Source organism: Granulicella arctica (assembly GCF_025685605.1).
GTDB lineage: Bacteria > Acidobacteriota > Terriglobia > Terriglobales > Acidobacteriaceae > Edaphobacter > Edaphobacter arcticus.
Genome location: NZ_JAGTUT010000001.1, coordinates 2,356,709 through 2,383,693, shown reverse-complemented (window position 1 = coordinate 2,383,693; position 26,985 = coordinate 2,356,709). Strand labels below are relative to the sequence as shown.

Annotated in this window: 27 protein-coding genes and 1 tRNA gene; 17 read left to right on the top strand and 11 right to left on the bottom strand. The window is 56.9% G+C overall.

Annotated features, from left to right (window positions below; genetic code table 11):
- Window positions 1-6 precede the first annotated feature (6 nt).
- From rnc to OHL20_RS09965, 4 genes are all read left to right on the top strand, one after another.
- Entirely contained in the window at window positions 7-801 is a 795-nt protein-coding gene (gene rnc, locus OHL20_RS09980) for a ribonuclease III (RefSeq protein WP_263383041.1), read from the top strand.
- On the top strand, window positions 798-1,574 hold the full coding sequence (gene lepB / locus OHL20_RS09975; RefSeq protein ID WP_263383040.1) for a signal peptidase I: 777 nt from the start codon (window positions 798-800) through the stop codon (window positions 1,572-1,574). Before rnc ends, lepB (OHL20_RS09975) begins: the two co-directional genes overlap by 4 nt.
- Window positions 1,575-1,640: 66 nt before the next feature.
- Complete coding sequence (lepB, locus tag OHL20_RS09970) at window positions 1,641-2,438, top strand: signal peptidase I (protein WP_263384990.1); 798 nt, start codon at window positions 1,641-1,643, stop codon at window positions 2,436-2,438.
- A 33-nt stretch (window positions 2,439-2,471) separates the two neighbouring features.
- Window positions 2,472-4,127 (top strand): AsmA family protein, encoded by a 1,656-nt coding sequence (locus OHL20_RS09965; RefSeq protein WP_263383039.1) that lies wholly within the window; start codon window positions 2,472-2,474, stop codon window positions 4,125-4,127.
- A gap of 2 nt (window positions 4,128-4,129) precedes the next feature.
- Here OHL20_RS09965 and OHL20_RS09960 read toward each other — a convergent pair whose 3' ends face one another.
- Together OHL20_RS09960 and rlmB are read right to left on the bottom strand one after the other, a co-directional pair.
- A complete protein-coding gene (locus tag OHL20_RS09960; RefSeq protein WP_263383038.1) occupies window positions 4,130-5,998 on the bottom strand; it encodes a M1 family aminopeptidase in 1,869 nt (622 codons plus the stop codon).
- Window positions 5,995-6,780 (bottom strand): 23S rRNA (guanosine(2251)-2'-O)-methyltransferase RlmB, encoded by a 786-nt coding sequence (rlmB, locus tag OHL20_RS09955; protein WP_263383037.1) that lies wholly within the window; start codon window positions 6,778-6,780, stop codon window positions 5,995-5,997. Before rlmB ends, OHL20_RS09960 begins: the two co-directional genes overlap by 4 nt.
- 175 nt (window positions 6,781-6,955) lie before the next feature.
- Here rlmB and OHL20_RS09950 point away from each other — a divergent pair, with 175 nt between their 5' ends.
- Genes OHL20_RS09950 through OHL20_RS09935 form a run of 4 tightly spaced genes read left to right on the top strand, consistent with a single transcriptional unit; the run spans window position 6,956 to window position 9,368 of the window.
- On the top strand, window positions 6,956-7,591 hold the full coding sequence (locus tag OHL20_RS09950) for an RNA polymerase sigma factor (protein WP_263384989.1): 636 nt from the start codon (window positions 6,956-6,958) through the stop codon (window positions 7,589-7,591).
- Entirely contained in the window at window positions 7,588-7,995 is a 408-nt protein-coding gene (locus tag OHL20_RS09945) for a hypothetical protein (RefSeq protein WP_263383036.1), read from the top strand. Before OHL20_RS09950 ends, OHL20_RS09945 begins: the two co-directional genes overlap by 4 nt.
- Window positions 7,992-8,531 (top strand): zinc ribbon domain-containing protein, encoded by a 540-nt coding sequence (locus tag OHL20_RS09940; RefSeq protein ID WP_263383035.1) that lies wholly within the window; start codon window positions 7,992-7,994, stop codon window positions 8,529-8,531. Before OHL20_RS09945 ends, OHL20_RS09940 begins: the two co-directional genes overlap by 4 nt.
- Window positions 8,532-8,567: 36 nt before the next feature.
- Window positions 8,568-9,368, top strand: coding sequence for a LytR/AlgR family response regulator transcription factor (locus tag OHL20_RS09935; protein WP_263383034.1), 801 nt, complete (start codon window positions 8,568-8,570; stop codon window positions 9,366-9,368).
- 1,088 nt (window positions 9,369-10,456) lie between these two features.
- Here the strand turns inward: OHL20_RS09935 and glmS are convergent.
- A complete protein-coding gene (glmS, locus tag OHL20_RS09930) occupies window positions 10,457-12,397 on the bottom strand; it encodes a glutamine--fructose-6-phosphate transaminase (isomerizing) (RefSeq protein ID WP_263383033.1) in 1,941 nt (646 codons plus the stop codon).
- A 39-nt stretch (window positions 12,398-12,436) separates the two neighbouring features.
- Complete coding sequence (locus OHL20_RS09925; RefSeq protein WP_263383032.1) at window positions 12,437-12,655, bottom strand: DNA gyrase inhibitor YacG; 219 nt, start codon at window positions 12,653-12,655, stop codon at window positions 12,437-12,439.
- Window positions 12,656-12,771: 116 nt separating this feature from the next.
- Between OHL20_RS09925 and OHL20_RS09920 the strand changes: the two genes are divergently transcribed.
- Window positions 12,772-13,152, top strand: coding sequence for an RNA-binding S4 domain-containing protein (locus tag OHL20_RS09920; protein ID WP_263383031.1), 381 nt, complete (start codon window positions 12,772-12,774; stop codon window positions 13,150-13,152).
- A gap of 179 nt (window positions 13,153-13,331) precedes the next feature.
- Here the strand turns inward: OHL20_RS09920 and OHL20_RS09915 are convergent, their stop codons facing one another.
- The 6 genes from OHL20_RS09915 to tyrS form a co-directional block, all read right to left on the bottom strand.
- On the bottom strand, window positions 13,332-14,216 hold the full coding sequence (locus OHL20_RS09915) for an acyl-CoA desaturase (RefSeq protein WP_396271895.1): 885 nt from the start codon (window positions 14,214-14,216) through the stop codon (window positions 13,332-13,334).
- 226 nt (window positions 14,217-14,442) lie between these two features.
- A tRNA-Pro gene (locus OHL20_RS09910) sits at window positions 14,443-14,519 on the bottom strand.
- Window positions 14,520-14,596: 77 nt separating this feature from the next.
- Complete coding sequence (locus OHL20_RS09905; protein WP_263383030.1) at window positions 14,597-14,875, bottom strand: oxidative damage protection protein; 279 nt, start codon at window positions 14,873-14,875, stop codon at window positions 14,597-14,599.
- Between the two features lie 46 nt (window positions 14,876-14,921).
- Complete coding sequence (locus OHL20_RS09900) at window positions 14,922-17,615, bottom strand: ribonuclease R family protein (RefSeq protein WP_263383029.1); 2,694 nt, start codon at window positions 17,613-17,615, stop codon at window positions 14,922-14,924.
- Between the two features lie 42 nt (window positions 17,616-17,657).
- Window positions 17,658-18,533 carry a hypothetical protein gene (locus OHL20_RS09895; RefSeq protein WP_263383028.1) on the bottom strand — a complete coding sequence of 292 codons (876 nt, stop codon included), beginning with the start codon at window positions 18,531-18,533 and terminating at the stop codon, window positions 17,658-17,660.
- A gap of 3 nt (window positions 18,534-18,536) precedes the next feature.
- On the bottom strand, window positions 18,537-19,787 hold the full coding sequence (gene tyrS, locus OHL20_RS09890; protein WP_263383027.1) for a tyrosine--tRNA ligase: 1,251 nt from the start codon (window positions 19,785-19,787) through the stop codon (window positions 18,537-18,539).
- 41 nt (window positions 19,788-19,828) lie between these two features.
- Here tyrS and OHL20_RS09885 point away from each other — a divergent pair, with 41 nt between their 5' ends.
- From OHL20_RS09885 to OHL20_RS09850, 8 genes are all read left to right on the top strand, one after another.
- Window positions 19,829-20,239 (top strand): DUF2256 and DUF3253 domain-containing protein, encoded by a 411-nt coding sequence (locus tag OHL20_RS09885; RefSeq protein WP_263383026.1) that lies wholly within the window; start codon window positions 19,829-19,831, stop codon window positions 20,237-20,239.
- A 568-nt stretch (window positions 20,240-20,807) separates the two neighbouring features.
- On the top strand, window positions 20,808-21,242 hold the full coding sequence (locus tag OHL20_RS09880) for an MmcQ/YjbR family DNA-binding protein (RefSeq protein ID WP_263383025.1): 435 nt from the start codon (window positions 20,808-20,810) through the stop codon (window positions 21,240-21,242).
- A gap of 55 nt (window positions 21,243-21,297) precedes the next feature.
- Window positions 21,298-22,101, top strand: a complete 804-nt coding sequence (locus tag OHL20_RS09875; RefSeq protein ID WP_263383024.1) for an SDR family NAD(P)-dependent oxidoreductase — start codon at window positions 21,298-21,300, stop codon at window positions 22,099-22,101.
- A 10-nt stretch (window positions 22,102-22,111) separates the two neighbouring features.
- On the top strand, window positions 22,112-22,948 hold the full coding sequence (locus tag OHL20_RS09870) for a hypothetical protein (RefSeq protein WP_263383023.1): 837 nt from the start codon (window positions 22,112-22,114) through the stop codon (window positions 22,946-22,948).
- Between the two features lie 32 nt (window positions 22,949-22,980).
- Window positions 22,981-23,544, top strand: a complete 564-nt coding sequence (fabZ, locus tag OHL20_RS09865; RefSeq protein ID WP_396271892.1) for a 3-hydroxyacyl-ACP dehydratase FabZ — start codon at window positions 22,981-22,983, stop codon at window positions 23,542-23,544.
- 3 nt (window positions 23,545-23,547) lie between these two features.
- Window positions 23,548-24,339, top strand: a complete 792-nt coding sequence (lpxA, locus tag OHL20_RS09860; protein ID WP_263383022.1) for an acyl-ACP--UDP-N-acetylglucosamine O-acyltransferase — start codon at window positions 23,548-23,550, stop codon at window positions 24,337-24,339.
- A 4-nt stretch (window positions 24,340-24,343) separates the two neighbouring features.
- Entirely contained in the window at window positions 24,344-25,210 is an 867-nt protein-coding gene (locus OHL20_RS09855) for an LpxI family protein (protein WP_263383021.1), read from the top strand.
- 102 nt (window positions 25,211-25,312) lie between these two features.
- Window positions 25,313-25,855, top strand: a complete 543-nt coding sequence (locus OHL20_RS09850) for a peroxiredoxin (RefSeq protein ID WP_263383020.1) — start codon at window positions 25,313-25,315, stop codon at window positions 25,853-25,855.
- An 88-nt stretch (window positions 25,856-25,943) separates the two neighbouring features.
- On the opposite strand, the gene OHL20_RS09845 is transcribed toward OHL20_RS09850, so the two are convergent.
- Window positions 25,944-26,954 (bottom strand): hypothetical protein, encoded by a 1,011-nt coding sequence (locus OHL20_RS09845; protein WP_263383019.1) that lies wholly within the window; start codon window positions 26,952-26,954, stop codon window positions 25,944-25,946.
- Window positions 26,955-26,985 lie beyond the last annotated feature (31 nt).

Below are 26,985 nucleotides of genomic sequence, written 5' to 3'. Positions count from 1 at the left end.
AGCAGTATGAGCACACGTCCTCGGAAGACAATTAAAATCCAGCCGGAGTCGAACTTCGGCCACACCTTCCGCAGGCCCGATCTCCTGACGCGCGCTCTAACCCATCGCTCCCTCTCCTACGAGACAAATCCAGAAGCGCTGCAGGATCCCGAAGGCGACAATGAGCAGCTTGAATTTGTAGGTGATGCCGTTCTCGGCCTCGTCGTAGCTGAATCGCTCTACCGTCGTTTTCCCGGCTCACGCGAGGGAGAATTGACCCGTCTTCGCGCCTCCCTCGTGAGCCGAAAACACCTCGCCGATGTAGCTGCTCGCATCGACCTGGGTCGTTCTCTGCGCCTCGGCAAAGGCGAAGAGCAAAGCGGAGGTCGCAGAAAACCAGCTCTCCTCGCAAACGCCATGGAAGCCGTAATCGCAGCGCTTTACCTCGACGGCGGTCTCGCGGCGGCCCAGCAATTCATCGAGCAGCACGTGATCGAGCCAACGCTTCCCGATCTAAACCTCGCCCTCAGCGGAGGAAGCACCTTCAGCGGAGCTATCGGCGACCACAAATCCGCCCTCCAGGAGTTTCTGCAGGCCGCAGGTGCAGGTCAGCCGCAATATGTCCTCACCGATCAAACAGGACCCGATCACCAGAAGTCCTTCCGCGTTGAAGTCCGCATCGAAAGCGGTATCTCGCTTGCCGAATCCGTCGGAACGACCAAGAAACTGGCTCAGCAGGAAGCTGCACGTCTCGCGCTGACACGTCTGCGCACCGAAGCAAGTCTCTTGCCTCAACCCGCAGCAGCGGAAGCCGCGGGATGAATTCCCCGCCTTCCGCGCAGCACATCGCGCACCATCATCATCCCAGCGGTCCGCTCGCAGCGGTTCAGTCGGTCCTTTACCTGATCGTCATTGCCATCTTCATCATCGCCTTCTCAGCCCAGCCATTTCAGATCCCCTCAGGCTCGATGGAGCCAACTCTTCTGGTCGGAGACTTCCTGCTCGTTAATAAGCAACTTGTCCCCACAGAAGCCCACGATCCTCTTCCGCCAACCAGTATTCATCGCGGCGATATCGTCGTCTTCCACTACCCCGTCGAACCATCGCTTCACCTCGTCAAGCGCGTGATCGGTCTTCCGGGCGATCGCGTACGACTCCGCGAAGGTCATGTCTATATCAATGATCAGCGGCTCGACGAACCTTACGCGGTCTATCGAGCCGCTGGACCAGATAGCTTCCGGGATAACTTCCCCCGCATGGAGACTGCGGAACCAGGCATTGACGCCAATTGGTGGATCGAGATGCGTCATCGCATCGACCACGATAACCTGGTCGTTCCACCCAATAAGTACTTCGTTCTCGGCGACAACCGCAACAACAGCGAGGACAGCCGTTACTGGGGTTTTGTCCCGAGGTCGGCAATCGTGGGAAAGCCCTTCCTCATCTACTTCTCCCTCCGGCGAATAGAGCGTAATGACCCTTCCGCCGCGCCGCAACTCAAAGCACCGTTGCGTTCTTCCCGCATCAGGCAGAGCTTCCTCGGTCATCTGGTCGATCTCGCGCGATGGGACAGAACCCTCCGCGTCATCTACTAACAGGCTGCACGAACCGTCATCGGCGATACACTGTCACCTGTGCCTGCAGAGACCACAATCGTGACCATCAGCGACGAACCAGCGTCCATTGACGAAGCTCCTGCTACGCCATCAAGCGAGTCGGAGACACTCCTCGAATCGCTCGCCTCCATCTGCGGCGTCCTGATCATCGGTCTCTTCGTGATGACCTTTGTCTTCCAGAACTTTGAGATCCCTTCAGCCTCGATGGTTGGAACGCTTCTCATCGGCGATCACGTTGTCGTCGATCGTGTCACGCTCGCGCCGCCAACTCCCTGGGCCTTCTTCATGGGCTATCGCGATGTTCATCGCGGCGACGTAATCGTCTTCCTCAAGCCAGGCGAACCGGATCTCTACCTCGTAAAGCGCGCCATCGCGATTCCGGGAGACCGAATCCACCTCCACAAAGGCATCGTTTACCTGAACGGCGTTGCGCAGAATGAGTCGCAGGCCGGAAAGCCTGCTGACGATGACAACCCACAGCACGCCTTCAACGCCTATCGCGACAACTTCCCTTCCACCAAGCCAGGGCCATACGAAGAGGTCACCGAACAATGGGCCGCTGAGCTTCCCCGCAACGTTCAGGATGGCGATCTGCTTGTTCCGCCCGGCAAGATCTTCGCCCTGGGAGATAACCGGACCGAAAGTCTCGACGGTCGTTATTGGGGCTTCGTCCCGCGCGAGAACATCGTAGGTCGACCGCTCTTCGTCTACTGGTCATTCCAGACGCCAGCAGACCAGATCGACAAACAGAGCGCAGGCGATCGGATCAGCTTCATCGGCCATGTTCTCTTTCACATGTTCGATCAGACCCGCTGGAATCGAACGCTGCATCGTATCCTTTAAACCAGAGCAGCCAGAAGACCATGGATAATGCAGATGCAGGAAATTGACTCCACCTACGAGCGAAGCCACAGTGCGAGGCAGCGAAAGCGTCCGCTGTCTCGCAGACTCCTGCCCATCTTCGGTCTGTTGCTCCTGCTGATCTTGATCGGCTTCGCTCTTCCGCTACTCAACGTCAACCGGTTCCAGCGACGAATCGTCACCAGCTTGAGCGAGAGCCTTGGGCGACCGATTCACCTGGATCGTATCTCGCTTACCGTCTTCCCGCTTCCCGGTCTGACCATCGAGAACTTCGTCATAGCCGATGATCCTGCGTTCGGCGCGGAGCCTTTCGTCCGCGCCAGCGAAGTCCGCGCCACACTCCGCATCAGCTCTCTCTGGCGTCGTCGCATCGAGTTCACGCGCATCAGCTTCACCGATCCCAGCATCAATCTTGTAAGAACCAGCGCAGGCAAGTGGAACCTCGAAGGTATTCTCCTTCAGGCAGCCCGGATCAACGCCGCGCCCACAGCGCAGACACGCTCCAGCGCAGCGCCACGCTTCCCATACATCGAGGCGACAGGCGCTCGCCTCAACCTGAAGCTCGATCAGGAGAAGACACCGATCTCGCTCACCGAGGCAGAGGTCGCTCTCTGGCTCAACACCCCGCAGCAGTGGCAACTTCGCCTGAGCGGTAAGCCGGTTCGCACCGATACAAGCGCCTCCGACACGGGAACGATCCGCCTCGAAGGTACCCTCGGACGCGCTGCCGCCTTGAACGATGTACCGATTGATCTCCACGCAGAGTGGCGCAACGCGCCCCTTGGCGAAGCAAGCCGCGTCGTACTCGGGCACGACGCCGGAGTCCGCGGCTCCATGCTTCTCTCCGCCTCTGCCCAAGGCACTGTTGGCAGAAGTTCCGTGCAGGCCGCGCTCCACTTCACGGACATGCGCCGAGCAGACTTTGTCCCCTTGCATACCGTGTCGATCGATGCCGAGTGTCAGGCTATTCAGACCTCGGCCTTCCGGTCAGTCACGGATATCAGCTGTAGTTGGCCACAAGCCTTGACGGCCGCCCCAAAGACCTTCGCGCTCACGGCGTCGATCCCAGACACTCACGCCATGTCCAAATCATCTGCGGACTTTGGAACCCCTGGAATTCCCGCTGCAGCCCTGCTGGACTGGATGCATGTTGCAAGTTCCCGACTCAGCCCGGATATCTCGGCAACGGGAACCCTTGCAGGCAGCGTCTTTCTAAGGCCGGAAGCAACGCCTTCCGCGCAATGGGGAGGTCAGTTTACACTCGCAGACGCCTCACTCATTGTGCCGTCAGTCGCGGATCTTCCTATTATTTCGGGCACTGTGAGCGGTCGCGTCATCTCGCTACCAGGCAATCAAAGGCAGCGTCCAGTATTCGTTCTTGCGCCAGTTCCGCTGATGCTCGGAGGCCGCGACTTTGCCACCGTCGAAGGTCGCCTCGACCAGTTTGGATACACGCTTCACCTGACTGGAACAGCGCTTCCCTCGAAGCTTCTCGCCCTTGGAGCGGCCGTGCCGCAGCTTGGTGACGGACTTTCCAGCGTCCTGCCAACGGTCGCCACATCCACACCATTTCGCTTCGATCTCACCTCAACCCGAAACTGGGGTGGTGCGCAGTTCTGGCAGGGCAGTAGAGCCGCTGCGGCAGTGCCGCGACACTTCATGCATCGTTAAAGCTACTGCGTTCGTACCCTGACCTGAATGGTATGCACCGAGTTGCGCATCTCCGGGACAGTCCCATCGTTTACCTGGACCTCATCTGGCGTCCCTTCAAAAAGAATGCGCGTCGAGGTGCTGGAATGCCCCGGTATTCGCAGTCGTTCCGTCGCCGATAGTGTTCCAGAGCGCACCGTCACCGGCACATCAGCAACCGCATCTCCATCGTTTCTCACTTCAGCGGATACCAGCCAGCCTGCCGGTTTACCACCTTGCGGAGGCAGCGCCCTTGGGGTGACATTCACGATGGTAAGGTCAGGTAGCCCTCGATCCCGGTACACCCAGTCATCGAAGAACCAGCGCAAGTCCTTGTGAGAATTCTTCTCTAGAGCAAGCTCAAACCCGACCGGATCACTGTCCTGCTTGCGATCCTTGCGATAAGCGATCAGAGTCTGCTTGAGAGCATCATCGCCCGCCGCTGAACGCAACATCCACAGAACGGCAGATGCCTTCGTACGGTAGTAGACATCATCACTTGCGTGAATAAGGCTCTGCCCTACGTTGTCATTTCCAGGAACAATCTCGGGCTCAACCAGGGCAAGCGCATTCGCCTGCTGCTGCAGCATCTCCACTGCCGCCGCTCTGCCCTGGTTCTGTTCCGTCCAAAGCAAGGACATAAATTGCGAGACGCCCTCATCGAGCCAGGGATGCGTCGAGCGGAACCAGGCATGAGCAAGTGTATGAACAAGCGAAGGAGCGAGCGTCGCCGCACTGCTGGCGCGCATCGGGAGCACCAGAAAGGCTCCATCTTCAAACGGCTGCCCGGAGTGATCAAGAATCATCAACTGGCTAAGGGGCACCGTCCCTAACCATTCCGTAAGCAGTGGCTTCACGAGTGCCGCGCCCGCACCATACTGAGGTAGTGCATCGTAATGGTCCGTGACAGCGGCAATCAGCGTGTCACTCGTGACAGTTGCCGCTCGATCTGTCAGAAAGAGGCTTGGCGATCGGAAGCCTAGCTTTTCAGCTTCAAAATCAGCCGTAGCGATACCGGGCGACTCAACGACGGGAACATCCTGATTCTCGCTGGTAGCCACGAACTGCTCGCGGCGCCCACAAAAGAAAGCCGCATCGGGAGGGTCCCCAACGTACTGGACCGTGAGGCGCAGGTGGATCTTCGTTTGTGCCTGCCGCAATCGGTTTTTTCCAACAGCCTGAAAGAGCTTTGCCCCATCACCGAGAAAGACCGGCTCAGCAGCAACCGGATACCAGAGCACATCGCCAAAGCCGCGAATTGCGGTCGACTCAGCAGAGATCTGGTCCCAATCCGCAGAAGCAGCTTGATCGACAGGTGCTCCAATCCGCTCAAGTCGCTCGGCGCTGGGGCGAATCTCGCCGGAGTAAAACGCTGTCAGGGAGACCACCGCGCCCGGCGCGAGAGGCTGTGGCAGCGTGATAATTGCCTCATTGGCCTTACCCGTGTGGTCCGCATCGGTGTCGATCTCGTGCTGACCGAAGATCACTGGCGTGTTCTTCTCGGCACCGCTGATGGCAAAGCTCTCCCACATCAACGTCGACGAGATCTGGAGCGCAAGGTACCGCAGCGGCTCGGTGCCGTCATTGCGCACATCCAGACTGGATCGCACTGTAATCTGTGACTTTGCAGGGGCAAGATGCACGTCAAGGTCGTAGTTGATAAAGGTAGGAGCATCACGGCCAGCCGCGGTCATCTCGGGAAGCGCATCGGTTACGCTCGGATGGACGGCTTGGGATGGCTCTTTCTTCTCGGTGGAGAAAAGAACAGTTCCACTCTGGCTTTGTGGTATCTCCTGGGCGAACCCTGCGGGCAACAATGCCAGGCCAAATAGAGCCGTTGCAAATTTCCTCAAGATCCGAGCCCCTTACGCTTCTTAAGCACCACCGGAGCGGCAGGTGGCGCAACCGGCTGCCGACGCTGCCGCATTGCCTCATACATGACTACTGCTCCCGCGACAGACACGTTGAGCGAAGAGACTTGGCCAGCCATCGGTATGCGTAAGAGGTGATCACAGGTCTTCTTAACAAGGTCGTGCAGGCCTGCTCCCTCGCGACCTAAGACCAGAACGCAATCCGTATTAAAATTGAAATCCATGTAATCCGGCGAGCCACGCTCATCGAGGCCCAGCACCCAGACATTCTTCTGCTTCAACTGCTCCAGCGAACGAACAAGATTCGTAACGCGGGCGACCTTTACGTGCTCGGACGCTCCGGCTGAGGTCTTCGCCACGGTAGCAGTGATTGGAGCTGAGCGCCGTTCCGGAATGATGACGCCGTCCACGCCTGCGCCCTCAGCAGTTCTAAGAAGCGCGCCCAGGTTATGGGGATCCTCTACGCCATCGAGTGCGAGGAAGAACCGATACCCCTCCTTCTCGCCAGCCATCAAATCTTCGATCGCCAGGAACTTGCGTTCGCGGACCACGGCCAGAACACCCTGATGCATCTCCGACCGCGCAAGCTTCGTCAGCGTGTCTTTTGATTCGTGGGTGACGCGGATTCCAGCAGAGCGGCAGAGTTCGAGCAGGCGATCCAGTTTTTCGTCGCGCCGCTCTCGAGCAACGCTGACATGGTCGAGCTGCCGTGCGCCCGAACGAATTGCCTCCTCAACAGGATGAATACCGTACAAAACTTCCATATCTGCAGTTTACCGCTCAAAGTTATACGGGGTTTAAGCGCGAACTGCGTTTACAATTACATAGAAATATCCACAAATAAGTATTTCAAATGAAGCTTTGAGGGTGCCCACAGTGAAGCGCGAGGAATCCGTTGCCCATGGCGTCTTTTCAATCAGCTCCTCCGTCTCTACAGGTGTGCAGACACGGTCACTTGCGGCTTCCGTCGCTCTCGCGGCTGAGACAGAACGAGAGAACTCTGTCATTGCGCGTGGCCTGAAGCGTCAAGACCCAGACGTTCTCGATCATCTGATCGAGCTCTACCAGCATCGCCTGCTACGCTACCTGCTTTTTCTTACGGGCAAGCGTGAAGTAGCGGAAGATCTGTTTCAAGAGACCTGGATGCGCGTCCTCCTGCGTGGCGCGCAGTACAACGGCAAGGCACGTTTCGACACCTGGCTCTTCACCATCGCTCGCAACCTGGTCATCGATCTCTCCCGCAAGCGCACCATGGCAAGTCTCGACGAGATGCACGAGGCGGGTGACGATGAGCGTCCATTCCAGATCGCAATTGACGAGCCTTCCCCGCTCGAGCAATTTCAGACTCGTGAAAATAGCGCCGAAGTTGCAGAAGTTTTGCTGACCCTCGAGCCCAATTATCGAGAGGTACTCGTCCTTCGTTTCCACGAGGAACTCTCGCTCGAGGAAATCGCAGGGGTAACCAAGGCTCCTCTTTCCACGGTGAAATCCCGCCTCTATCGCGGGCTGGCTGCTTTGAAGCCAGAAATGCAGCGCCTACGCAGTTCGAGGCCTCAGGCGGAGACTCTCCGATGAAGTCGATGAACGCTGTACATCCCAGACTGCTGGAAACAGAGCTGCCAGTGCCGAATGTCCTGAGCCGCTCGTCCATAACAGGTCTGAACTCTGCCGCAAAAGCCAGCATGGTCAATCGAACTCACCGCGTGGTTCGGGAGCGCGCTCGGTCGATGCAGGCGAATCGAAGCAGGATTCGGAGCCTGCTGCTCCCGCTGCTCGTCTGCTCGATCTTCATGATCCTGCTCTTCTCGGCCTTCTGGATGGTTCTCGAGCAGTACGAATTGCTCTCCTCGGACACGCCGGCGCAGAGCCATCATCTTTTCCTCCTTCTCTTATGGTTTGTGCCCGTCTCCGGCGCTTTGCTCGCCATGGTCTGGTTTCGTCGCGGACGCAATCAGACGGACGCTGAGGCGATCCGATGACTGGCTTCTGGAACAAAGAGACGGATGGTTCACCGAAGGCAGGTGACGCTGAACTTGCCATGATTCCAAAATGGTCAATTATTTTGGCGATCATCGTCTTCGCCGCGACACAATATCTCTTTCACGGCATACTTCCCCACCACAAGGCAGAATTGCTACCGTGGCGACTGCTCATGGGCTATTCGTCGGGAACAGCCTTCGCAAGCTATGTTCTGCTGGTGGGCTACGTCAGCCGCGACGTCAAACGTAGAAACATGTCCGCCGGTCTTTGGCTGCTCATCGTCATCCTGATGCCCGGTGGAATCGGAGGAGTTGTATATTTCCTGCTGCGGCAGCCGATCCTGTCGCGTTGTCCGCATTGCAGCACAGAGATCACCTCTACCTACCACTTCTGTCCGCAATGTCAGTTCCAGATGGCCCCTGTGTGCGGGCAATGTTTCCGCGGTGTGCAGATCACAGATGTGTATTGCACCCAATGCGGACACGATCTCGCCGAGGATCACGCACCCGCACGGCTACGCGCCTACAGTGACTAGCACCGAACCTCCTTACTGCGACTAACATGGTTATCGATGGCACTCACCGCTCTAATCATCGATGACGAACCACTGGCTCGCCAGGAGTTGCAGTATCTGCTTGAGGCGATCGGTGGCATCGACCTGCTCGCGCAAGGTACCAACGGCATCGAAGCGGTTGACCTGATTCGCCTTCATCATCCCGATGTGGTTTTTCTGGATGTCCAAATGCCAGGTCTTGATGGCTTTGCTGTTCTGAAGAAGCTGTTGGAGAAGAAGATTGCCCTACCGCAGATCGTGTTTGCAACTGCGTTTGATCGTTACGCTGTTCGTGCATTTGAGGTAAACGCGGCGGACTACCTTCTCAAGCCTTTTGATCGCAAGCGAGTGAAACAGACGGTAGAGAAGGCGTTGGCGCGAAAGGCCGTACCGGCAGACTCCTCCAGCAATGCGAAGCTTGACGCTCTGTTGCGGCTTGTGGAAGAGCAGGTGCAGGGTCCAAAGCCTGCTGTCACGAAAATCTTTGGCAAGGTGGTGGTACGCGCACAGAGCCGGCTTCTTCTCGTCGATCAGAGCGAAATATGCTTCGCCTCGATCGAAGAAGGGGCAATCCATGTCATGACATCCGCGATCGAAGGGCAGTCAAACTGCCGCACCCTGGAAGAGTTGACCGAACAACTCAATCCCGAGACATTCTGGCGAGCCCACCGCTCATTTATCGTCAATTTGAAGCACATTCGGGAAGTTGTGCCGTGGTTCAACTCGAGCTATCAGCTTAGGATGGACGACCGCAAACAAACGGAGATTCCTGTGAGCCGCTCCCAAACCAAGCGGCTACGCGAACTATTTAATCTCTAGATTTTTATTGGCCAGGTCAGGCGAACTGAAAGGTTATTAGCAAACGCTATTTCGTAGCGGGAGAAATCGCCTTCGCGATTATGTACTTAAGTAACATAATAATATCGTAGTACAAACGGCTTGTAATTGATCTCGCAGCTTGGTCGGGAAAAGCATCTACCACCTTCCCCCACGGCACCCAAAAGGGTAAGAGGCGACCGCTTCGCTGATTATCAGTTTCGGCGGTCGCTCTCAAAACTACTTGATACCAAGGGAGACGGTGGGAAGAATGCTGTTCAGGAACGCAAGCAAGCCAAGGATGGAAACGCTGAGAACGATCATGTGTGGCCCTTCTCCTGACAAAGCAGGATGATCTCTTAGGCAAGGAGCTTATGCAGGTAAACCGCTCATTCAGAAGAAGATCAGTTGAAAGTTCATGGTGTGCGGCCTCACACAAAGTGTAGAAGCCGCACCGAAGACAAACCATATCAGTGGCAAGCCTTATTGAGATCCACCAAGATTTCTGGAGGTTCTGCTTCCCAATGAAAACAAGAAAGCCGGCCCTCCAGGAAAGCTATTTGATGGTGATGAGGCCCAGAAGAGCAGAGAGAAGAGTTGCGACTGCGATAGAGATCGTGATCATTTGAGGGTCCACCTTTCTCCTTGAAGACGTCCAAAGACATTGACTGACATAGCGAACATACATCCGAAGGTACCCTTCATGCAATAAAAATATGTTACTTAAGCATTTATTAATATGAAACAAAAGTTCACTTTGGTTTCTAAGGTGATAGTCAATTTATAGAATCTCGTATAAGCAATCTGCATGTAGGGGCGGAACGTCGGCATCACGCTCTATAGAGGGCTTCGCTTGTCATTGGAGTGCAAATAAAACGGACAGACCCCTAAATGAAGGGATCCCGCTGCCGGGGCCCGCACTCCTCCAAAGGAGTGTCATGACCTCGCCGTGGCAGCATGCGTACTTAGCCAAACAGACAGCGGGATAGTGCCACCGGATCGTGTTCACAGAAGTGCTACTGCATTCGGCTCGCGTCAAACGCACGTGGAGGTTCCTGCGTGACCGACAAACATTCAGTCCAGCATGGGCTTTACTCGACCGTAACGGACTTCGCAAGATTTCTTGGTTGGTCCACATCACAACCGCGACGAACGGCGATGTGATAAGCAAGCAGTTGTAGTGGAACTACCTCAAGCACGGGTAGCAGCAACTCCGGCGCCTGCGGTATGTGGATCGTGTGTTCCACAAGCTGCGCAATCTCTTCATCACCTTCAATGGCAATGGCGATGACGCGGCCACTACGCGCCGTCACTTCCTGAATATTACTGAGGGTCTTCTCGTACTTCAGCACGCTGCTCGGATCGTTTGGGTCTTTTGTAGCGATGCAGACGACTGGAAGCGTCTCGTCGATCAGTGCATTCGGTCCATGCTTCATCTCGCCAGCGGGATAGCCTTCAGCGTGGATGTAGCTGATCTCTTTCAGCTTCAGCGCGCCCTCAAGAGCGATCGGATAGTGAATGCCTCGACCCAGAAAGAGGAAATCCTGGGAGGTTGAAAAAATCTTTGCAAGTTGGCAGCACTGATCGTCAACAGATCGAAGGATCTCCTCAACTTTGCCCGGAATTTTGCTTAATTCCGTCACCAGGTGGATCGACTCTTCCTGCGTAATAGTGCCTCTAACTTGCGCGAGATGCAGAGCGAACACGAAAAGAGCAGTCAGTTGAGCAGTGAACGCTTTTGTGCTGGCTACGCCAATCTCCGGGCCAGCATTGGTTGTGATGGTTCCCTGTGCCTCACGGGTAACGGCCGCACCAATGACGTTACAGATCGCCAGTGTCTTTGAGCCTTTGGCGATCAACTCACGTTGGGCGGCAATCGTATCCGCCGTCTCGCCAGATTGCGTGATGAGCAGACCAATTGCGCGCGGATCGGCGATGGGATCCCGATAGCGATATTCGCTGGCGTAATCAACCTCAACGGGCAACCGCGCAAGGCGCTCGATCATAAATTTGCCCGCCAGCCCTGCGTGCCAACTCGTTCCACAGGCGGCAATGGTGATTTGGCTCGCATTGCGAAAATCGTCCGCGGTCACCTGCATTTCCTGCAGAAACACCCTGCCGGTATCGAGCGAAACACGCCCGAGCGTCGTGTCGCGGATCGAACGTGGCTGCTCGTTGATCTCCTTGAGCATGAAGTGCTTATAGCCGGCTTTCTCGGCCATAATCGGATCCCAGAGAATCCGCTGCACCTTCAGGGGGATAGGAGCACCAGTGAAGTCGGTAAGGGTCACACCCTCGCGAGTGAGAATAGCCACTTCACCATCAGCAAGAAAATGAATGTTACGGGTATGGTGAAGGATGCCCGGCACATCGGAAGCGAGAAAATACTCTCCTTCACCGATGCCGATAACAGCTGGCGGTCCCATCCGTGCAGCGACAAGCTTGTTCGGCTCATGGGCCGAAAGGACACCGATCGCAAACGCTCCAGAGAGGCGCTTTACAGCCCGGCGAACAGCCTCCTCAAGAGGGATCGTCGGAATCTGCGAGTTGATTACTGCTTCCGACGTGTTGATATCAGCGGTGCGCTTCCCCTGCGGCTCAGGTGACCCGGCAAGTTCAAGCTCGTCCTGGATAATGTGAGCGATTATTTCGGTATCGGTTTGCGAGAAGAAGGTGTGACCCTTGGCAATCAGCTCTTGCTTGAGTGCAAGATAGTTTTCGACAATGCCATTGTGGACAACGACCAGAGTTCCCGTCCCGTCGCGATGGGGGTGCGCGTTCTCTTCAGTCGGACGTCCGTGGGTCGCCCAGCGTGTGTGCCCGATTCCAAAGCTTCCTTCAATGGGGGAAGCTGCGATAACCGCCTCAAGATTCCGAAGTTTGCCGGGTGCGCGGCGCAGCGAAAGACCTTCCGGCCCACCGGCAACGGCAATTCCGGCGGAGTCGTAGCCGCGGTACTCGAGGCGGCGCAGACCCTCAATAATGATGGGAACAGGAGCATTAGGACCGATATAACCGACGATTCCGCACATGATGACAGTGTAGATGGTGCAGAAGCGATTGTGGTTGGGCTAGTCTTCGGTCTCGTGCGGATGTCGGTTCGCATTTGAGCGAGCCAACTCTTCTAGGAGATCGGGATCCTGGATCGGCGACGAGATTTTATAGTCGCCACTAGCCCATTTACCAAGGTCCAGAATACGGCAGCGGTCTGAGCAGAATGGAAAGTCTTCGCTCGCCACGGGAACTACTTTGCGACATGTAGGGCAAAAAAGAGCTTTGGGTGCGGTCATGATGCTATCCATAGACAGACTAAACCTTGCCCGAGGTTGCAACAAATTTCTGGGTCATAGAGCGCGACCTCGCAGCGGGCTGTTCACGCAAAGGCCTTTAGTAAGAAAATAGAACGATGACTGGCATCCGCATCGACAAGTGGCTCTGGGCCGCACGGTTCTTCAAAACTCGCGAGCAGGCCTCAAAAGCCTGCGAAATGAGCCGCATCTCTTCCAATAAGCAACGCGCTAAGCCTTCCCGCGAAGTTCGACTGGGTGACATGCTGGAAATCAAAAACGAGGCTGGCGACTTCGAAGTAGAGGTTCTAACGCTTAGCGAGCAACGCGCTGCGGCAGCTATCGCTCAGACCTACTACCGAGAGACTGCGGCAAGCATGGAGCAAAGACGTAAAGTTGCAGAGGAGCGCAAGCTTTTAGGTCCCGACGCATACACGCATAGCGCGCGCCCAACAAAACGTGACCGTCGTCTCATTCACAGCTTCAACGGCAGAGGCTGATCTATATTGCTGTATGCCGAGGTTGCCATCGCGCAAACCCGCCTTTCGACTTCGGTGGCAACAGCACTATCGGTTTCGTAAAGTCGGGACCCCAACAGCATCTACTGAATCGCGTAAAACTATTGCCAGGCCTCAAACCCCCGATCCAGTGACGCCCATCGATCAGTTGGTGACACAACTTATTGGGTGAGATCAGGATGAGATGTCTTCAGCGCTTGCCCTAACGATGGCGCATTGATATTTCTGGCAACGCCTAACTTACCCAGCAGCCAGATACCGTAGTAGTTCAGATCAAATTCGTACCATGCCAAGCCATGACGCGCCGAGACGGGATGGGCGTGATGATTGTTATGCCAACCTTCCCCACCCGTAAGCAAAGCGACCCACCAGTTGTTGCGAGACTCATCCCGAGTCGCGAAGCGTCGTGAGCCCCACATGTGGGTGGCTGAATTGACGAGCCACGTAGCATGCAGTCCAAAGGTCACCCGTAGAAAAATCCCCCAGAGTACCCACGACCACCCACCTGCCGCGAGTAAGCCAAGTGCAACGAGTGTGAGGGGGACCCAATGATATCGATTGAGCCATACATAGAATGGATCTTTGACGAGGTCGGGCGTATACCGCGCCAGCAAAGCGGGCTCTCCACTTGCGCCAGCACCATAAATGACCCATCCGGCGTGAGACCACCAACCACCTTCGAATGGCGAGTGAGGGTCGCCGGCCTTGTCAGTGTGCTGATGATGTAGTCGATGCGTAGCGACCCAAACGAGCGGCCCTCCCTCAAGACTCAGGGTTGCACAGACAGCGAGCACATGCTCAAGCCAGCGAGGCACCTTATAACCACGGTGTGTCAGCAGGCGGTGGTAGCCCATACCGATGCCGACGTTGATAGCAATCACGTGCAGGAAGACGGCGACAGCAAGCGCAGTCCAACTGAAGAAGAACAAAGCCGCAAGAGCCGCCACATGGAACAGAATCATGAAACTGAGGACAAGCCAGTTCAGCGCGAGTTTTTGTCCACCCCGGGTAAGCGTGAGCGCTTCTACCGAAGGTTCAGTTTGCATATTTAGAGCTGAATCTTTAGAACTGCGATGATCCAAAACATCAGCAATTCGAGAAGCGCCGTTTTGTTCCAGAAGGGAAGACATACTTCCATTCTCATGGCGTAGGCTGCTGGCCCCTGTCACAATTGTGTAATGTAATTGTCGACTGCCAGTTCAAAGCGCAACTGGACTCTAATCGGAACTCGTTGAACCCATTGTCGAGGAATTCAATTGAACTAGAAGTAAATGGTCGGGACGACTAGATTCGAACTAGCGACCTCACCCACCCCAAGGGTGCGCTCTACCAGGCTGAGCCACGTCCCGACTATATGCACGTCGACTCAGGAGAGTCGCGGCGGGGTATCCTGCAGGTTCAAGTGTACACGAGGCACTACACCTGTTTAGTGCGTCGGCGCCACGAATTCCTTCGGCAGCGCTCCGCCATCGCCCTCACTGAAGAAGAAACCATTCATCTGCTCTACGAGGAAATCCTGCGCCTCGCGCGTCCACGGCTGCAATCTGTACTCGTTCAGCAGCATCTTTTGACGCTCAACCCACTCGCCCCAGGCCTTCTTCGAAACGCTTTTGTAGATCTTCTGACCGAAGTCAGAGTCGAACGGCGGCTCATCCAGTCCTTCAAGCTCAGCCTTGTACTTTACGCAGTAAACCATGTGCGGCATTGATTCTGTTCTCCTATGTCGTAACTCCATTGTAGCGGTGCAGCCTTCACTTACGCTTGCCCTTGGACTTTTTCACTTTAGCCCTGACCTTCTTCTTGCCCGTCCGCTTGGGGCTTGAATGCGGCCGCTCCCCGCCAGCAGTCGCCGCCGTCTTCGAACGTTTCGGCCTCACCCCTGTCGTGTCTGCCGGATCAGGCAGGAGCGCAAACTGCAATCGTCGCTGCTGCCGGTCAATCCGGTCCAGCAGCACGTGCACGCGCATTCCCATCCGGAACACCTTACCTGAGTGCGATCCAACGATCTGCCGGTCGGTATCGCGGAAGAAGAATCGATCTTCGCCACCGAAGTTCCCCAGACTCGCCAGCGGAACCAGCCCCTCTATAAATAGATCATCGAGTTCGACAAAGAAGCCGTATTTCGTCACCGACAGGATAATCGCGTGAAAGTCCTCGCCGACCCGATCCTGCATGAACTTGATCTTCTTCCACTCCATCAACTCCCGTTCGGCATCGTCGGCGCGTCGTTCGGACTGGCTCGACTCACTCGCGATAGCCGCCAGCTCGGTCTCTGGAAGGGGAGCCTTCGCCTCATCGAACTCCGGTCGACGCGACAGCGCATCCCCTTTGCTCGACCATGGCTGCGGATCAGTGCTCAAAATTGCCGCGCCATCCGGATCAGCACCAGCCTCCAGCAGATCCCGCAGAAGTCGATGCACAATCAGATCCGGATAGCGCCGAATCGGCGAAGTGAAATGCGTATAACTCGGGCTGGCCAATGCGAAGTGTCCGACATTTTTCTCGCTGTACCGAGCCTGCTTCAGCGAGCGCAGCATCAGGTAGGCAAGAATCCGCTCTTCCGGCTTTCCCGCAATCTTGGCCGTAAGCCGTTGATACATCTGCGGCGTTACCGGAATCGACTCCGCAACTTCGTGCACCTTCGCCTTACGATCCGTCCCCCGCACATCCCGGCGGTCGCCTTTCGTCTGTAGCCGCTTCACCGGCAGGCTGGAGAAGCCGAGCGAATAGCCAAACGCACCTGCCGTCTCCTCAAAATCCATGATCCGTTTCGGATCAGGCATCTCGTGTATTCGATAGACACTCGGAACGGCCTGGTGCTCGATCCATGTCGCCACGCACTCATTCGCCGAGAGCATGAACTCCTCGATAAGCCGATGCGACCAGCCTCGCTGCGATCGCACAATCGACCGCATATTGCCGTCTGGATTGAAAAGGATCACCGGCTCTGGAAGATCAAAATCAATGGACCCACGTCGATGCCGTTTCGTGTTCAGCTTCAGAGCTAGCTCATACATCTGTTCGAATGCAGGAACCAACGAGGCGAACTCCGCGCGAACCTCCTCCTCACCATCAAGCACTGCCTGAATCTGCGTATAAGTCATCCGCCTCGCGCTGCGGATGATCCCCTCACACACCTCATACCCGAGGATCTCGCCTCGACCATCCACCTCCATCAGGCAGCTCAGAACCAGGCGATCCTCATCCGGCCGCAGCGAACACATCCCGCTTGAGAGCTGTGGAGGCAGCATCGGAATCGCACGATCCGGGAAGTAAACCGAGGTCCCCCGAAGCCGAGCCTCCAGATCGAGCGCCGTCCCCGGACGAACGTAGTAGCTCACATCCGCAATATGCACCTGGAGTTCCCAGTTGCCATTCGGCAGCGGCGTCACCAGCACCGCATCGTCAAAGTCCCGCGCCGTCTCCCCGTCAATCGTCACGATCGGCAATCCGCGAAAGTCCCGACGTCGCCCAAGTTCCTCCGCCGGAAGCGTGTCTACCGTCTGTCCTGCGGACGCACTCGCCTCCGCCAGCACGTTCGTCGGAAAGGTATGCGGCAGGTGGTGCTTCCGGATGATGATCTCAACATCCACGCCGAACGCATCCGGCGGTCCAAGCATCTCAAGCACCCTACCTTTTGCCGGCCTGCCGGTTGTCGGGAAGTCCGTGATCTCAACATCGACCGCCAATCCCTCAAGCGGATTGTGGCTTCCCTCCCGCTCCGGATCAGCCCAGCTCTGCTGCACCTGCGCCTCTTCGCCCAGCACACGATGCGGCGTGTCCTTCGGTGTCGCTGGAACTTCGAAGCCATCCGGAATCAGGATCGGCTGCGTCATCCGCTCATCCAGCGGGGTCACGTAGTTCCCATGAATAAGCGGAGCGTGGTCCCACGTCGAGCGTCCCTGCGGCCGAGCATAATGGAAGATGCCAACCACCGTAGGATTACGCCGTGTAAGCACCCGGGCCACGCGCCCGGATCGCCGTCCATCGCGTCCCGGAGGTGCCTCATCCACAAGCACCTCGTCGCCCTGCATCGCACCATTCAACTCATTCGGCGGAATAAAGAGATCATCTTCTCGGCTCGTACTCTGGTTCGGCCGCACAAAGCCGTAGCCATCGCGATGCAGATCGAGCTTTCCCGCAATCAGGTGATCTCTGGTTGCACGATGCTCCACCGGAAGCGCTCCCGCCTGCCCACTCCCTCGCGGCGGACGGGCCGTCTTCGCCAGCGTCGCGTGCGGCAACGCCCATTGCTCAAACTCAGTCTTGACCAGATCGCCGCGGAGCGTAATCCGCGCCAACTGCTCGAGCAACAGCCGCCGCTCACGGCCGCCACCCAGCCCAAGCTCACGGATCAGCTGCTTATATCCGGCACGATGACCACTTGAGCGCTCGATCAATCGAATCAGCTCGCGGTCCGACTGCGGGTAAGGGGTGTGCGCCATCTATGGAAGAGAATACCGCGTCAGCCTCTCCACCGTCGGCACCTAATGGATCATGCAGGAGCTACAGGCCCTGTCCTTATGATCCGACAATAAGGCAACTGCCTGTTCGAGCGTCGTCGAGTCGGGAACCCGGGTGAAGCCGCTGTTTACCTCATCCTGCTGCTGCCCAATCGTCTTGAACAACAACGCGCGGCCATCGATATGCACATGGGTCTCGACAATCTGCCACAGTCCGGGAGTAAGCTCGCGCCGCTCCACATCGAAGGTACCCCCTTGCCGGAGCTTGCCCAGCAGCCCATAGCCGATGTTTACGTCTTGAGAGAGTGTTCCGCGAATTGACCTGATCCGATGCTGCACACGATCGACAATGAGTTGACCGCCCATCGTGCTCATCACGTGACTCTCCATATCTGGAGGGTGAAACCCCGGATCGGGCTCGAATTTCAGGATAATTACCTCGGGAGTCTGGCTGGCCACCCGCCACGTGAAAGCTTCTGGGAGAATCTGGAGCAGTTTGGCGGCACTCTCATCATCATGCTCGCCGTCACGTTTCTGCTTCTGCTGCTGGCCAGCGTCGTGGATAAAGCTCTGGATGCGCTTCATCTCCGCCACCGTCTGCTCTGGCGCAAGCGGATGACCATCCTGCTCAACCTTCTGCTTAATCGACCCATGAGACGTCTCAACCACAATCGAAACGGTGTAAGCCGGAACCTTCTCTTCCTGCCGATAACGCCAAAGCGAATGATCGTTGCGACTGGCCGCAATCTCCGTCTGAACGGCCTGCTGCACGATCTCCTTTGGAGTCTGCCCAAACAGGGGTCCCGCAATGAGGACTGCGCACCCAAGGAAGCCCACCGACCGTACACAACCGCTCTTCACCCGAGTTGAGACACGATGCCGCTGGATGAGGATGTCCATCACCTATGAAATGACTACAACCTTCGCCTTCTTACCAAGGCGCAATGTAAGCGTTGCTGGCAGAGTCTCCACGGAAAAGCTCGCATCTTTTCGAACTTCATTGTCGATGCGAACGGCACCCTCCGCAATCTTCCGGGTAGCCTCGCTTCCCGAAGCGACGAGCCTAGCCTGCACCAGCAATTTACCAAGTCGAAGACTGTTTCCTGTTCCCTCTGCCTGCCCGGCAATGCTGTCGTAAGCAATCTCAACCTGCTCAAGATCACTTGCCGTCTCACCTTGCTGGAACTGCTTGGCCCAGTTTATCGCCGCTCCATCCGCCTCTTCACGCGAATGAAAATCACTCGTGATCGCGTGTGCCAGATTCTTCTTAGCCTGCATCGGATGCAGCGTCCCGCTCATCACATCCGCCTGCATCTGCACGATCTCCGATTGACGCAGATCCGTCAGCAGCGTCCAGTATTTCCACATCAATTCGTCAGAAATCGACATCAGCTTCCCGTACATATCGCTCGGCGCGTCATGCACCCCAATCGCATTGTTCAGTGACTTGGACATCTTCTGCACGCCATCGAGGCCCTCGAGGATCGGCACCATCAGGATGCTTTGCTGCGGCTGCCCAAAATGCTTCTGCAGATCCCGTCCCCGCATCAGGTTGAACTTCTGGTCGGTTCCACCAAGCTCCACATCGCACTCCAGGGCGACGGAATCGTATCCCTGCGCAATCGGGTATATCAGTTCGTGCAGGGCAATCGGCTGCTCTGCCTGAAACCGTTTATGAAAGTCCTCACGCTCCAGCATCTGCGACACGGTAAATTGCGCCATCAGCTTCACCATGTCGTAGTAGCTCAGCTTGTCCAGCCACTCGGAGTTGTTGCGAACCTCGGTCTTCTCACGGTCCAGAATCTTGAAGACCTGCTCCTTGTACGTCTCCGCATTCGCCGCAATCTGCTCCGGTGTCAGCGGTTTACGGGTCACGTTGCGCCCCGTTGGGTCGCCGATCAGCGCCGTACTATCGCCAATCAGGAAAATCACCGTATGGCCTAGCTGCTGGAAATGCCGCAGCTTGCGGATCAGCACCGTATGCCCTAGATGCAGGTCGGGAGCGGTCGGATCGAAACCAGCCTTGATCCGCATCGGCTTGCCCGAAGCAATCGACTTCGTAATACGTTCCTTCAAGGCTTCGAGCGGGATGATCTCCGCAGTGCCCTTCGTTATAAGGTCCAGTTGGTCTTCAAGGCTCGGAAAATTAGACATAGTCGCATCCAAGTATAAAGAGTCGGGAGCAGAACAAAGTCATGCCGGATAGAAAGCCCAAACCAGATCGAACCACACCGCACCGCGACAAGGTCTGCAAGGCCTGCGGCCGCGCTTTCTCATGGCGCAAGAAATGGGAGCGCGACTGGGACGTAATCAACTACTGTAGCGACGCCTGCAAGGGCCACAAACCGGACAACACAGATCACGCTCTCGAAGCCGCCATCCTCAGCCTTCTTGCCGAGCGCGGACGGGACAAGACCATCTGCCCCTCGGAGGCAGCAAAGATCGTCGGCGGCCAGGAAGATCGAGGCGATTGGGAGAGCCTGATGGAACCAGCCCGGTCCGCGGCTCGCCGTCTTGTGGCCGCAGGCAGGATCGTCATCACTCAGCACAGCCAGATCGTCGACCCTTCTACTGCAAAAGGACCGATCCGTTTACGACTGCGCTAAATATCACCACCCGATGACACGACCTGACGACAGAGAATTGCGTCTCAAATCGACATGACCACAGCGAAGAAGTCAGCAAGCAAGACGTCGGCAAAGACCTCAGCAAAAAAAACTCCAGGAAAAAAGACCTCCTCCAAGAAGCCTGCGAAGAAGAGCAGTCAGACAAGCCGCTGCTGGCCAGGCTTTGAACCTACGCCAGGTTCAACACCGGGAGCCAAGGGGAGCTGCAAGCCGAAAGCGGGGAAGAAGAGCGCGGCAACCAAGAAGGCCGATCAGAAGGCAGCGGCAGCGAGCAAGCTCGAGAAACGTGGCAAGTAGCACCAGGCAGCGTCAGAATAGAAGCCTCGGCTTTGACTACCTTCACGCCTTTCTTCCCGAGCGGAGATATTTGACAAATGTGCGTCCTCCACACCCCAGGATTTGCTCCACGGCCCTGCTGACCCGTTAGACTGGTCCAGACTTAGGGTCTTTGTTTACAAGACTTTAGGACCTAAACGGAAAAACTTTAAAGCGCCTCAGGTCCATCATTCTGAAGAAAAGCTGCGTTTGAGTCCTTATACTTTGGCACATGGATGCAGAGAGAGTTCGCGCCTTCCTATTGAAGCTGCCCCACGTCGTCGAGACCCTTCAGTGGGGAGATAATCTCGTCTTCTGGGTAGGCGACAAGGCGATCGGCGGCAAGATGTTCGTCCTCGCCAATCTCGAGGCAGACAGCAAGGGAGTCATCTCCTACTCCGCAGGTCCGACGCGCTTTGCGGAACTGGTCGAAATCGAAGGACTCTTTCCCGCACCCTACCTTGCGCGAATCCACTGGATTGCCGCTCATCGCTGGGACGTATTTCGTCCAAAGGAATGGGAGCACGAACTTCGCGGCGCCTACGACATCACCCTCGGCAAGCTGCCTCCAAAGACACGAAAGATTCTGGCTCTTCCCCCGGAAGAACAGCAGAAGCTGATCGCAGCGCGCAGAGCCCTCCTCGACAGCAAACAACCCAGGGCCTGACGTCGCGCGGCCCCCATGTTGCACAAAGCCACAGTGCTCCGATAGCGTGGGGAGGATGCTAAGTCCCCAAACCTCCGCCGTCACACTATCCCTCGACGGCCGTGTAGCCCTCATCACAGGCGGCTCTCGCGGCATAGGCGCAGCGACCGTCCGTCTCTTTCGCAAGGCAGGGGCAAAGGTCATCTTCAGCTATCGCTCGGCAGCAACTCAAGCTGAAGCCCTCGTTCAAGAGTGCGGTGGCCCCGAGCACTGTCACGCGATCAAGCAGGAACTCGCAAGCGCTGACGATGGCCAGGCGCTCGTCCATGCCGCCAGGGAGATCTACGGCCGCCTCGACTGCCTGATCGTCAATCACGGCATCTGGCCCTCCCACGACGCCCCCATAGCCGAGATGACCACGACCCAGTGGCGAGAGACCATGGGCATCAATCTGGACAGCTCCTTTGGTCTCGTGCAAGCCGCCGTAGCCCAGATGAAGGCTCAGCCTCAAACTGGCACGACCCGCGGACACGTCGTCCTGGTCAGTTCCACCGCCGCCCAGCGCGGCGAGGCCTTCCACGCCGACTATGCCGCCAGCAAGGGTGCCCTCGTCAGCCTGACAAAGAGCCTGTCCAGCGAATTGGCCGGTCAGGGCATCTACTGCAACTGTGTCGCTCCGGGCTGGGTAGCCACAGAGATGTCCGCCGCTGCCCTCAACCATCCGGAAACGTCCAAGAAGGTGATGAACACGATCCCACTCGGCCGCGTCGCCCACGTCGACGAGATCGCCGGGCCAATCCTCTTTCTATGTACCCCGCTGGCCGGCTTCATCTCCGGCGAGATCTTCAACGTAAACGGTGGCGCAGTGCTCGTAGGTTGATGAGGCTCCCTTGAGAAAAAAGTCGGTCCTGACCACGGCACTCGCAGCAAGCCTCTTGTGCTCTAACCTCCTTGCCCAGGCCCGAGACATTCCCAGTGCTGCGCCGACGCAGGTCGCAGGCAAGACACAGGAAGAGCGCGGACGACTCCTTCTCGACCAGATGGTCACCGCCCTGGGCGGTCAACTCTGGCTCGATCGCCGCACCATCGAGCAGGAGGGTCACACCGCTGCATTCTTCCGCGGAGCACCCACCGGCAGCGTCACCGACTTCTGGTCCTTCCGTCAGCTTCCTTACGCAGGCCAGCCCGATGTTGAGCGCATTGAGTACACCAAAAAACGCGAGGTCGTCCACATCTGGACAAAGGACACTGGCTACGAAATCACCTACAAGGGGAAGACCACCCTGCCAAAACTCCAGGTCGACGATGAAATTCGGCGGCACGCCCATTCGATCGAAGAGGTCGTCCACACCTGGCTCAAGCAGCCCGGAGTCATTATTCTGGCCGAAGGAACCGCCATGGTCGAGCGCCGCATGGTCGATAAGGTCACTGTTCTCGGCGCCAACAATGATGCGGTCACGATCGAACTTGACGTCACCACGCACCTCCCTCTCCGCCGTACCTTCGAGTGGCGCAATGACACCTTCAAAGACCATGACGAAGACGCCGAGGAGTACGACGACTATCACACTGTCCAAGGCTTTCCGACTGCCTTTGCAATTACCCGGTACCGCAATGGTGATATGGCCTCACAGCTCTTCCTCAAGAAGATCGAGTATGGGAATCCGCTCTCCCCAGAGCTTTTTGACCCTGATCGCCCTGTAAAGAAGGTTCATAATCTCAGCTAGGCACGGCGCCGCAGTTTATACTCGGGTGTGCTATGAGCAACTCTACAATCACCGAACCGGAACAGATCACCCTTGCAGAACCCACATCCGTTGCCCCCGAGACTCCGCCAGTGACGCGAACGATGGACATTGTCGAGATCATGTCCATCCTGCCGCATCGCTACCCTCTCCTTTTGATTGATCGCATCATCGAAATGGAGAGCAGGAAGCGAGTCGTTGCCATTAAGAACGTATCCATCAATGAACCTCACTTTCAAGGTCACTTTCCTGACTACCCGATCATGCCCGGCGTGTTAATGGTTGAGGCGATCGCTCAAGCCGGTGGCGCACTTCTGCTAAGCGAATATACGAACAGGGCCGAGAAGCTCATGGTGTTCACGAGCATCGATAGTGCCAAATTCCGCCGCCCCGTTGTGCCGGGTGACCAGCTTCGCATCGAAGTGACTGTTCTCAACTGGCGCAGTTCTGCAGTCAAGATGCGCGGCGTAGCCACAGTGGATGGCAAGATCGCCTGCGAAGCCACAGTCATGTGTGCTCTCACCAGCCGCAGCGTGACGCCCGCGGCAAAGCCAGGCGTCACTCCGAACGCTGAGTAGACCGTGCCCACTCATCCAACCGCCATCATTGCTCCCGGTGCAGTAATTCCTGCTTCGTGCACCATCGGTCCCTACTGCACCGTCGGTGCAGACGTCATCCTCGGAGAAGATTGCGAGCTCGTCTCGCACGTCATCCTCGATGGCCACACCACCTTCGGCACTGCCAATCGCATTTTTTCCTTCGCCTGCATCGGCATAGCTCCGCAGGATCTGAAATACGCGGGCGAACCCACCCGAGTCACAATCGGCAATGGCAACACCATACGCGAGTACGTCACCATCTCCAGGGGGACTGCAGGTGGCGGCGGGCTAACACAGGTCGGTGACGATTGCCTCATCATGGCGTATACCCACATCGGTCATGACTCCACCATCGGCAACGGATGCATCCTCGCCAACTCCGCCACGCTCGCCGGTCACGTCATCGTGGAGGACTACGCTGTAGTCGGGGCCCTTTGCCCCGTGCATCAGTTCTGTCGCATCGGGCGCTATGCCTACATCGGCGGGGGCACCACTATTACGCAGGACGTGCTCCCCTACTCGCTTACCTCCATCGAACGGAATAATCACGCCTACGGCCTCAACAAGGTCGGCCTCGAACGGCGCGGCTTTACTCCCGAACAGATCAAGCAGCTTCGACAAGCTTATCGCCTGCTCCTGAACTCGAAACGCAACACCTCCGACGCGCTCACCGCCATACGCGAGATGCTCGCAGCCGACACAGAGGGTCCCGCTGAACACGTGGCCTACCTTGCTGACTTCGTCGCCAACAGTCATCGTGGTCTTATCAAGTAGGCTGATGACGACAACCGGAAAACTTGGTCTCATCGCCGGCAACGGGCGCTTTCCCTTTCTCCTCGTCGACGCAGCACGCGCCCATGGTCTCGAGGTGGTCGTCGCCGCCATCAAGGAGGAGACTGATCCCGAGATGGACACGCGTGCCGCAACGGACATCGGCATCCGGGTTCACTGGCTCTCGCTCGGCGAACTCTCCCGCCTCATCGAAACCTTCCAGGCGGAGGGCGTCACGCGAGCGGTCATGGCCGGACAGGTTCGTCACAAGCAAATCTTCTCGAGCATCCGTCCGGACTGGCGGCTAGCCAAGCTTCTCCTCAGCCTCCGCACCCGCTCTACCGACATGCTGCTCGGAGCCATTGCCAAAGTTCTAGGCGATGAAGGCATCGAACTCATCTCTTCGACCGCCTACCTTGAACCGCTTCTAGCCAAAACGGGCGTGCTGACCCGGCGATCTCCGACCGAAGAAGAGCACAAGGATGTTCTGTACGGCCGTACGATCGCAACCGCGATCGCTGCCTTCGACCTCGGTCAAACCGTGGTCATCGCGGCACGAGCCTGCGTCGCCATTGAAGCCATGGAGGGTACAGACGCTACGATTGCTCGTGCTGGCGAACTGATGCGCAGCATCGATCAAGGTGAAAGCAGGCTTCTAGAGCCGTCGCTGACTGTGGTCAAGGTAGCCAAACCCAACCAGGATATGCGCTTCGATGTCCCTGTAATCGGCGTCGCAACGATTGCGGCGATGCAACAGGCAGGCGCTACGTGCCTTTGCGTAGAGGCTGGCCGAACCCTGCTCTTCGATCCCGAAGCGATTGTCGCAGCTAGCGATGCCGCTGGCATCGCCATGATTGCCTTGCCCCGCGTCTGACATTCTCATGACATCTGAAAGTCGTTCCCCGCGTACTATTATCCTCAGAGCTGCGCGCCTTACGTCAGATCGCTGCAGCCTTGCTGAACACAGGAGAACTACATGAAGCGCAAGGGACTACTTATCGCAGTGATCGCGGGCATCGTGACGGCAACGGCCGTTGGCGTGAACGCCCACGCAGCCGACATTCTCCAGCCAGGAACCGCAGCCCCAAACTTCACCCTGCCCTCGCAGGACAACACCCCCATCAGCCTTACGGATTACAAGGGCAAGTGGGTAGTCCTCTACTTTTACCCGAAGGATAAGACCCAGGGCTGCACGATCGAGGCCCACAACTTTCAGCGCGATCTCGACAAGTACAAGGCGCTCAACGCCGTCGTCCTTGGCGTAAGCCTCGACACAGCAGACAGCCACAAAAGCTTCTGCACGCAAGAGAGCTTGACCTTCAAGCTTCTCGCCGATCCTGAACATAAGGTCGTCGATGCCTATGGCGTCAACATCATGGGCGCAGGTCCTATGAAGTTCGCCGAGCGCGATTCCTTTCTGATCGACCCGAATGGCAAGGTTGTCAAAGCCTGGAAGAAGGTCAACCCAAACACCCATAGCGAAGATGTCCTCGCTGAAATTTCCGCAGACAAGAAATAGCAACAGACGCAAAAAGGCCCGGCCCTCATGATGAGGAGTCCGGGCCTTTTTGCTTGCCTTAGGACAGTTTGCTGCTCACATCAGAAGCTTACTTCTTTGCCGTTGCCTTCTTTGCTACCGTCTTCTTTGCAGCGGTCTTCTTTGCTGGTGCCTTCTTTGCTACGGTCTTCTTTGCTGGTACCTTCTTCGCTGGTACAGCCTTCTTCGCTACGGCTTTCTTTGCAGGAGCCTTAGTCGCCGCCTTCTTTGCTACGACCTTCTTTGCTGCTTTCTTCGTTGCCAAGGTAGTACCTCTCGTGATGGTTTTTTTGCTGCTCCCAGTGCTCTTGTTGCCAGCCGCTTTTTTAAGAGCAGGCTTACCGCCGCGTTGAGCACTGGACTTCTTCGCGGCAGATACTTGTATAAACTTTCCGGCACTCTTCTTAGCCGTTGTCTTGAGTGGAAGCGCCTTCTTCGCAATAAGCTTCTTTGCGGACACCTTCTTGGCTGGTGCTTTCTTGGCCGGTACAGCCTTCTTCGCTGCCGCCTTCTTCGCAGGCGCTTTCTTCGCTACCGCCTTTTTGGCCAAGGTCTTCTTTGCTGGTGCGGTTTTCTTTGCGGGTACAGTTTTCTTCGCCGGGGTCTTCTTCGCAGGTACCTTTTTGGCAGCTGCCTTTACTGCCGAAGCAGCCTTCACTGCGACAGGCTTAGAAGCCGTCTTCGCCACCGGTCGCTTGCTGACACCACTCACCGGAGGAACGCTGGCAGCCTCGTTCCGTTCAGGCTGTTTCGATAACTTCGTCGCTGGCGTATACACATCACCTGGTGTTGGCGATGGGGCATACAGAGTGGCATCTTCCGCGTGGGGGTGACGAACATCCTCATTAGCGGATGCATCCGGAGAACCCTTCTCCGGAAGATCTCCCTCAAGCTCATCATCATCTTCGTCGCTGTCGTCATCATCATCATCTGACGTCAACGTGACCTCTTCCTCTTCGTCATCCTCATCGAAGCTGGAGCCATGACGATCATCCTCTGTATCGTTATCCGCATCATGCTCGTCCTGGTCAGCCGCTGCGTGCTGCTTGAACACTTCATCGAATCCATCGAACATCGTCATCGTTTTCCCCTACCTGCTGTACTGTTCCTCA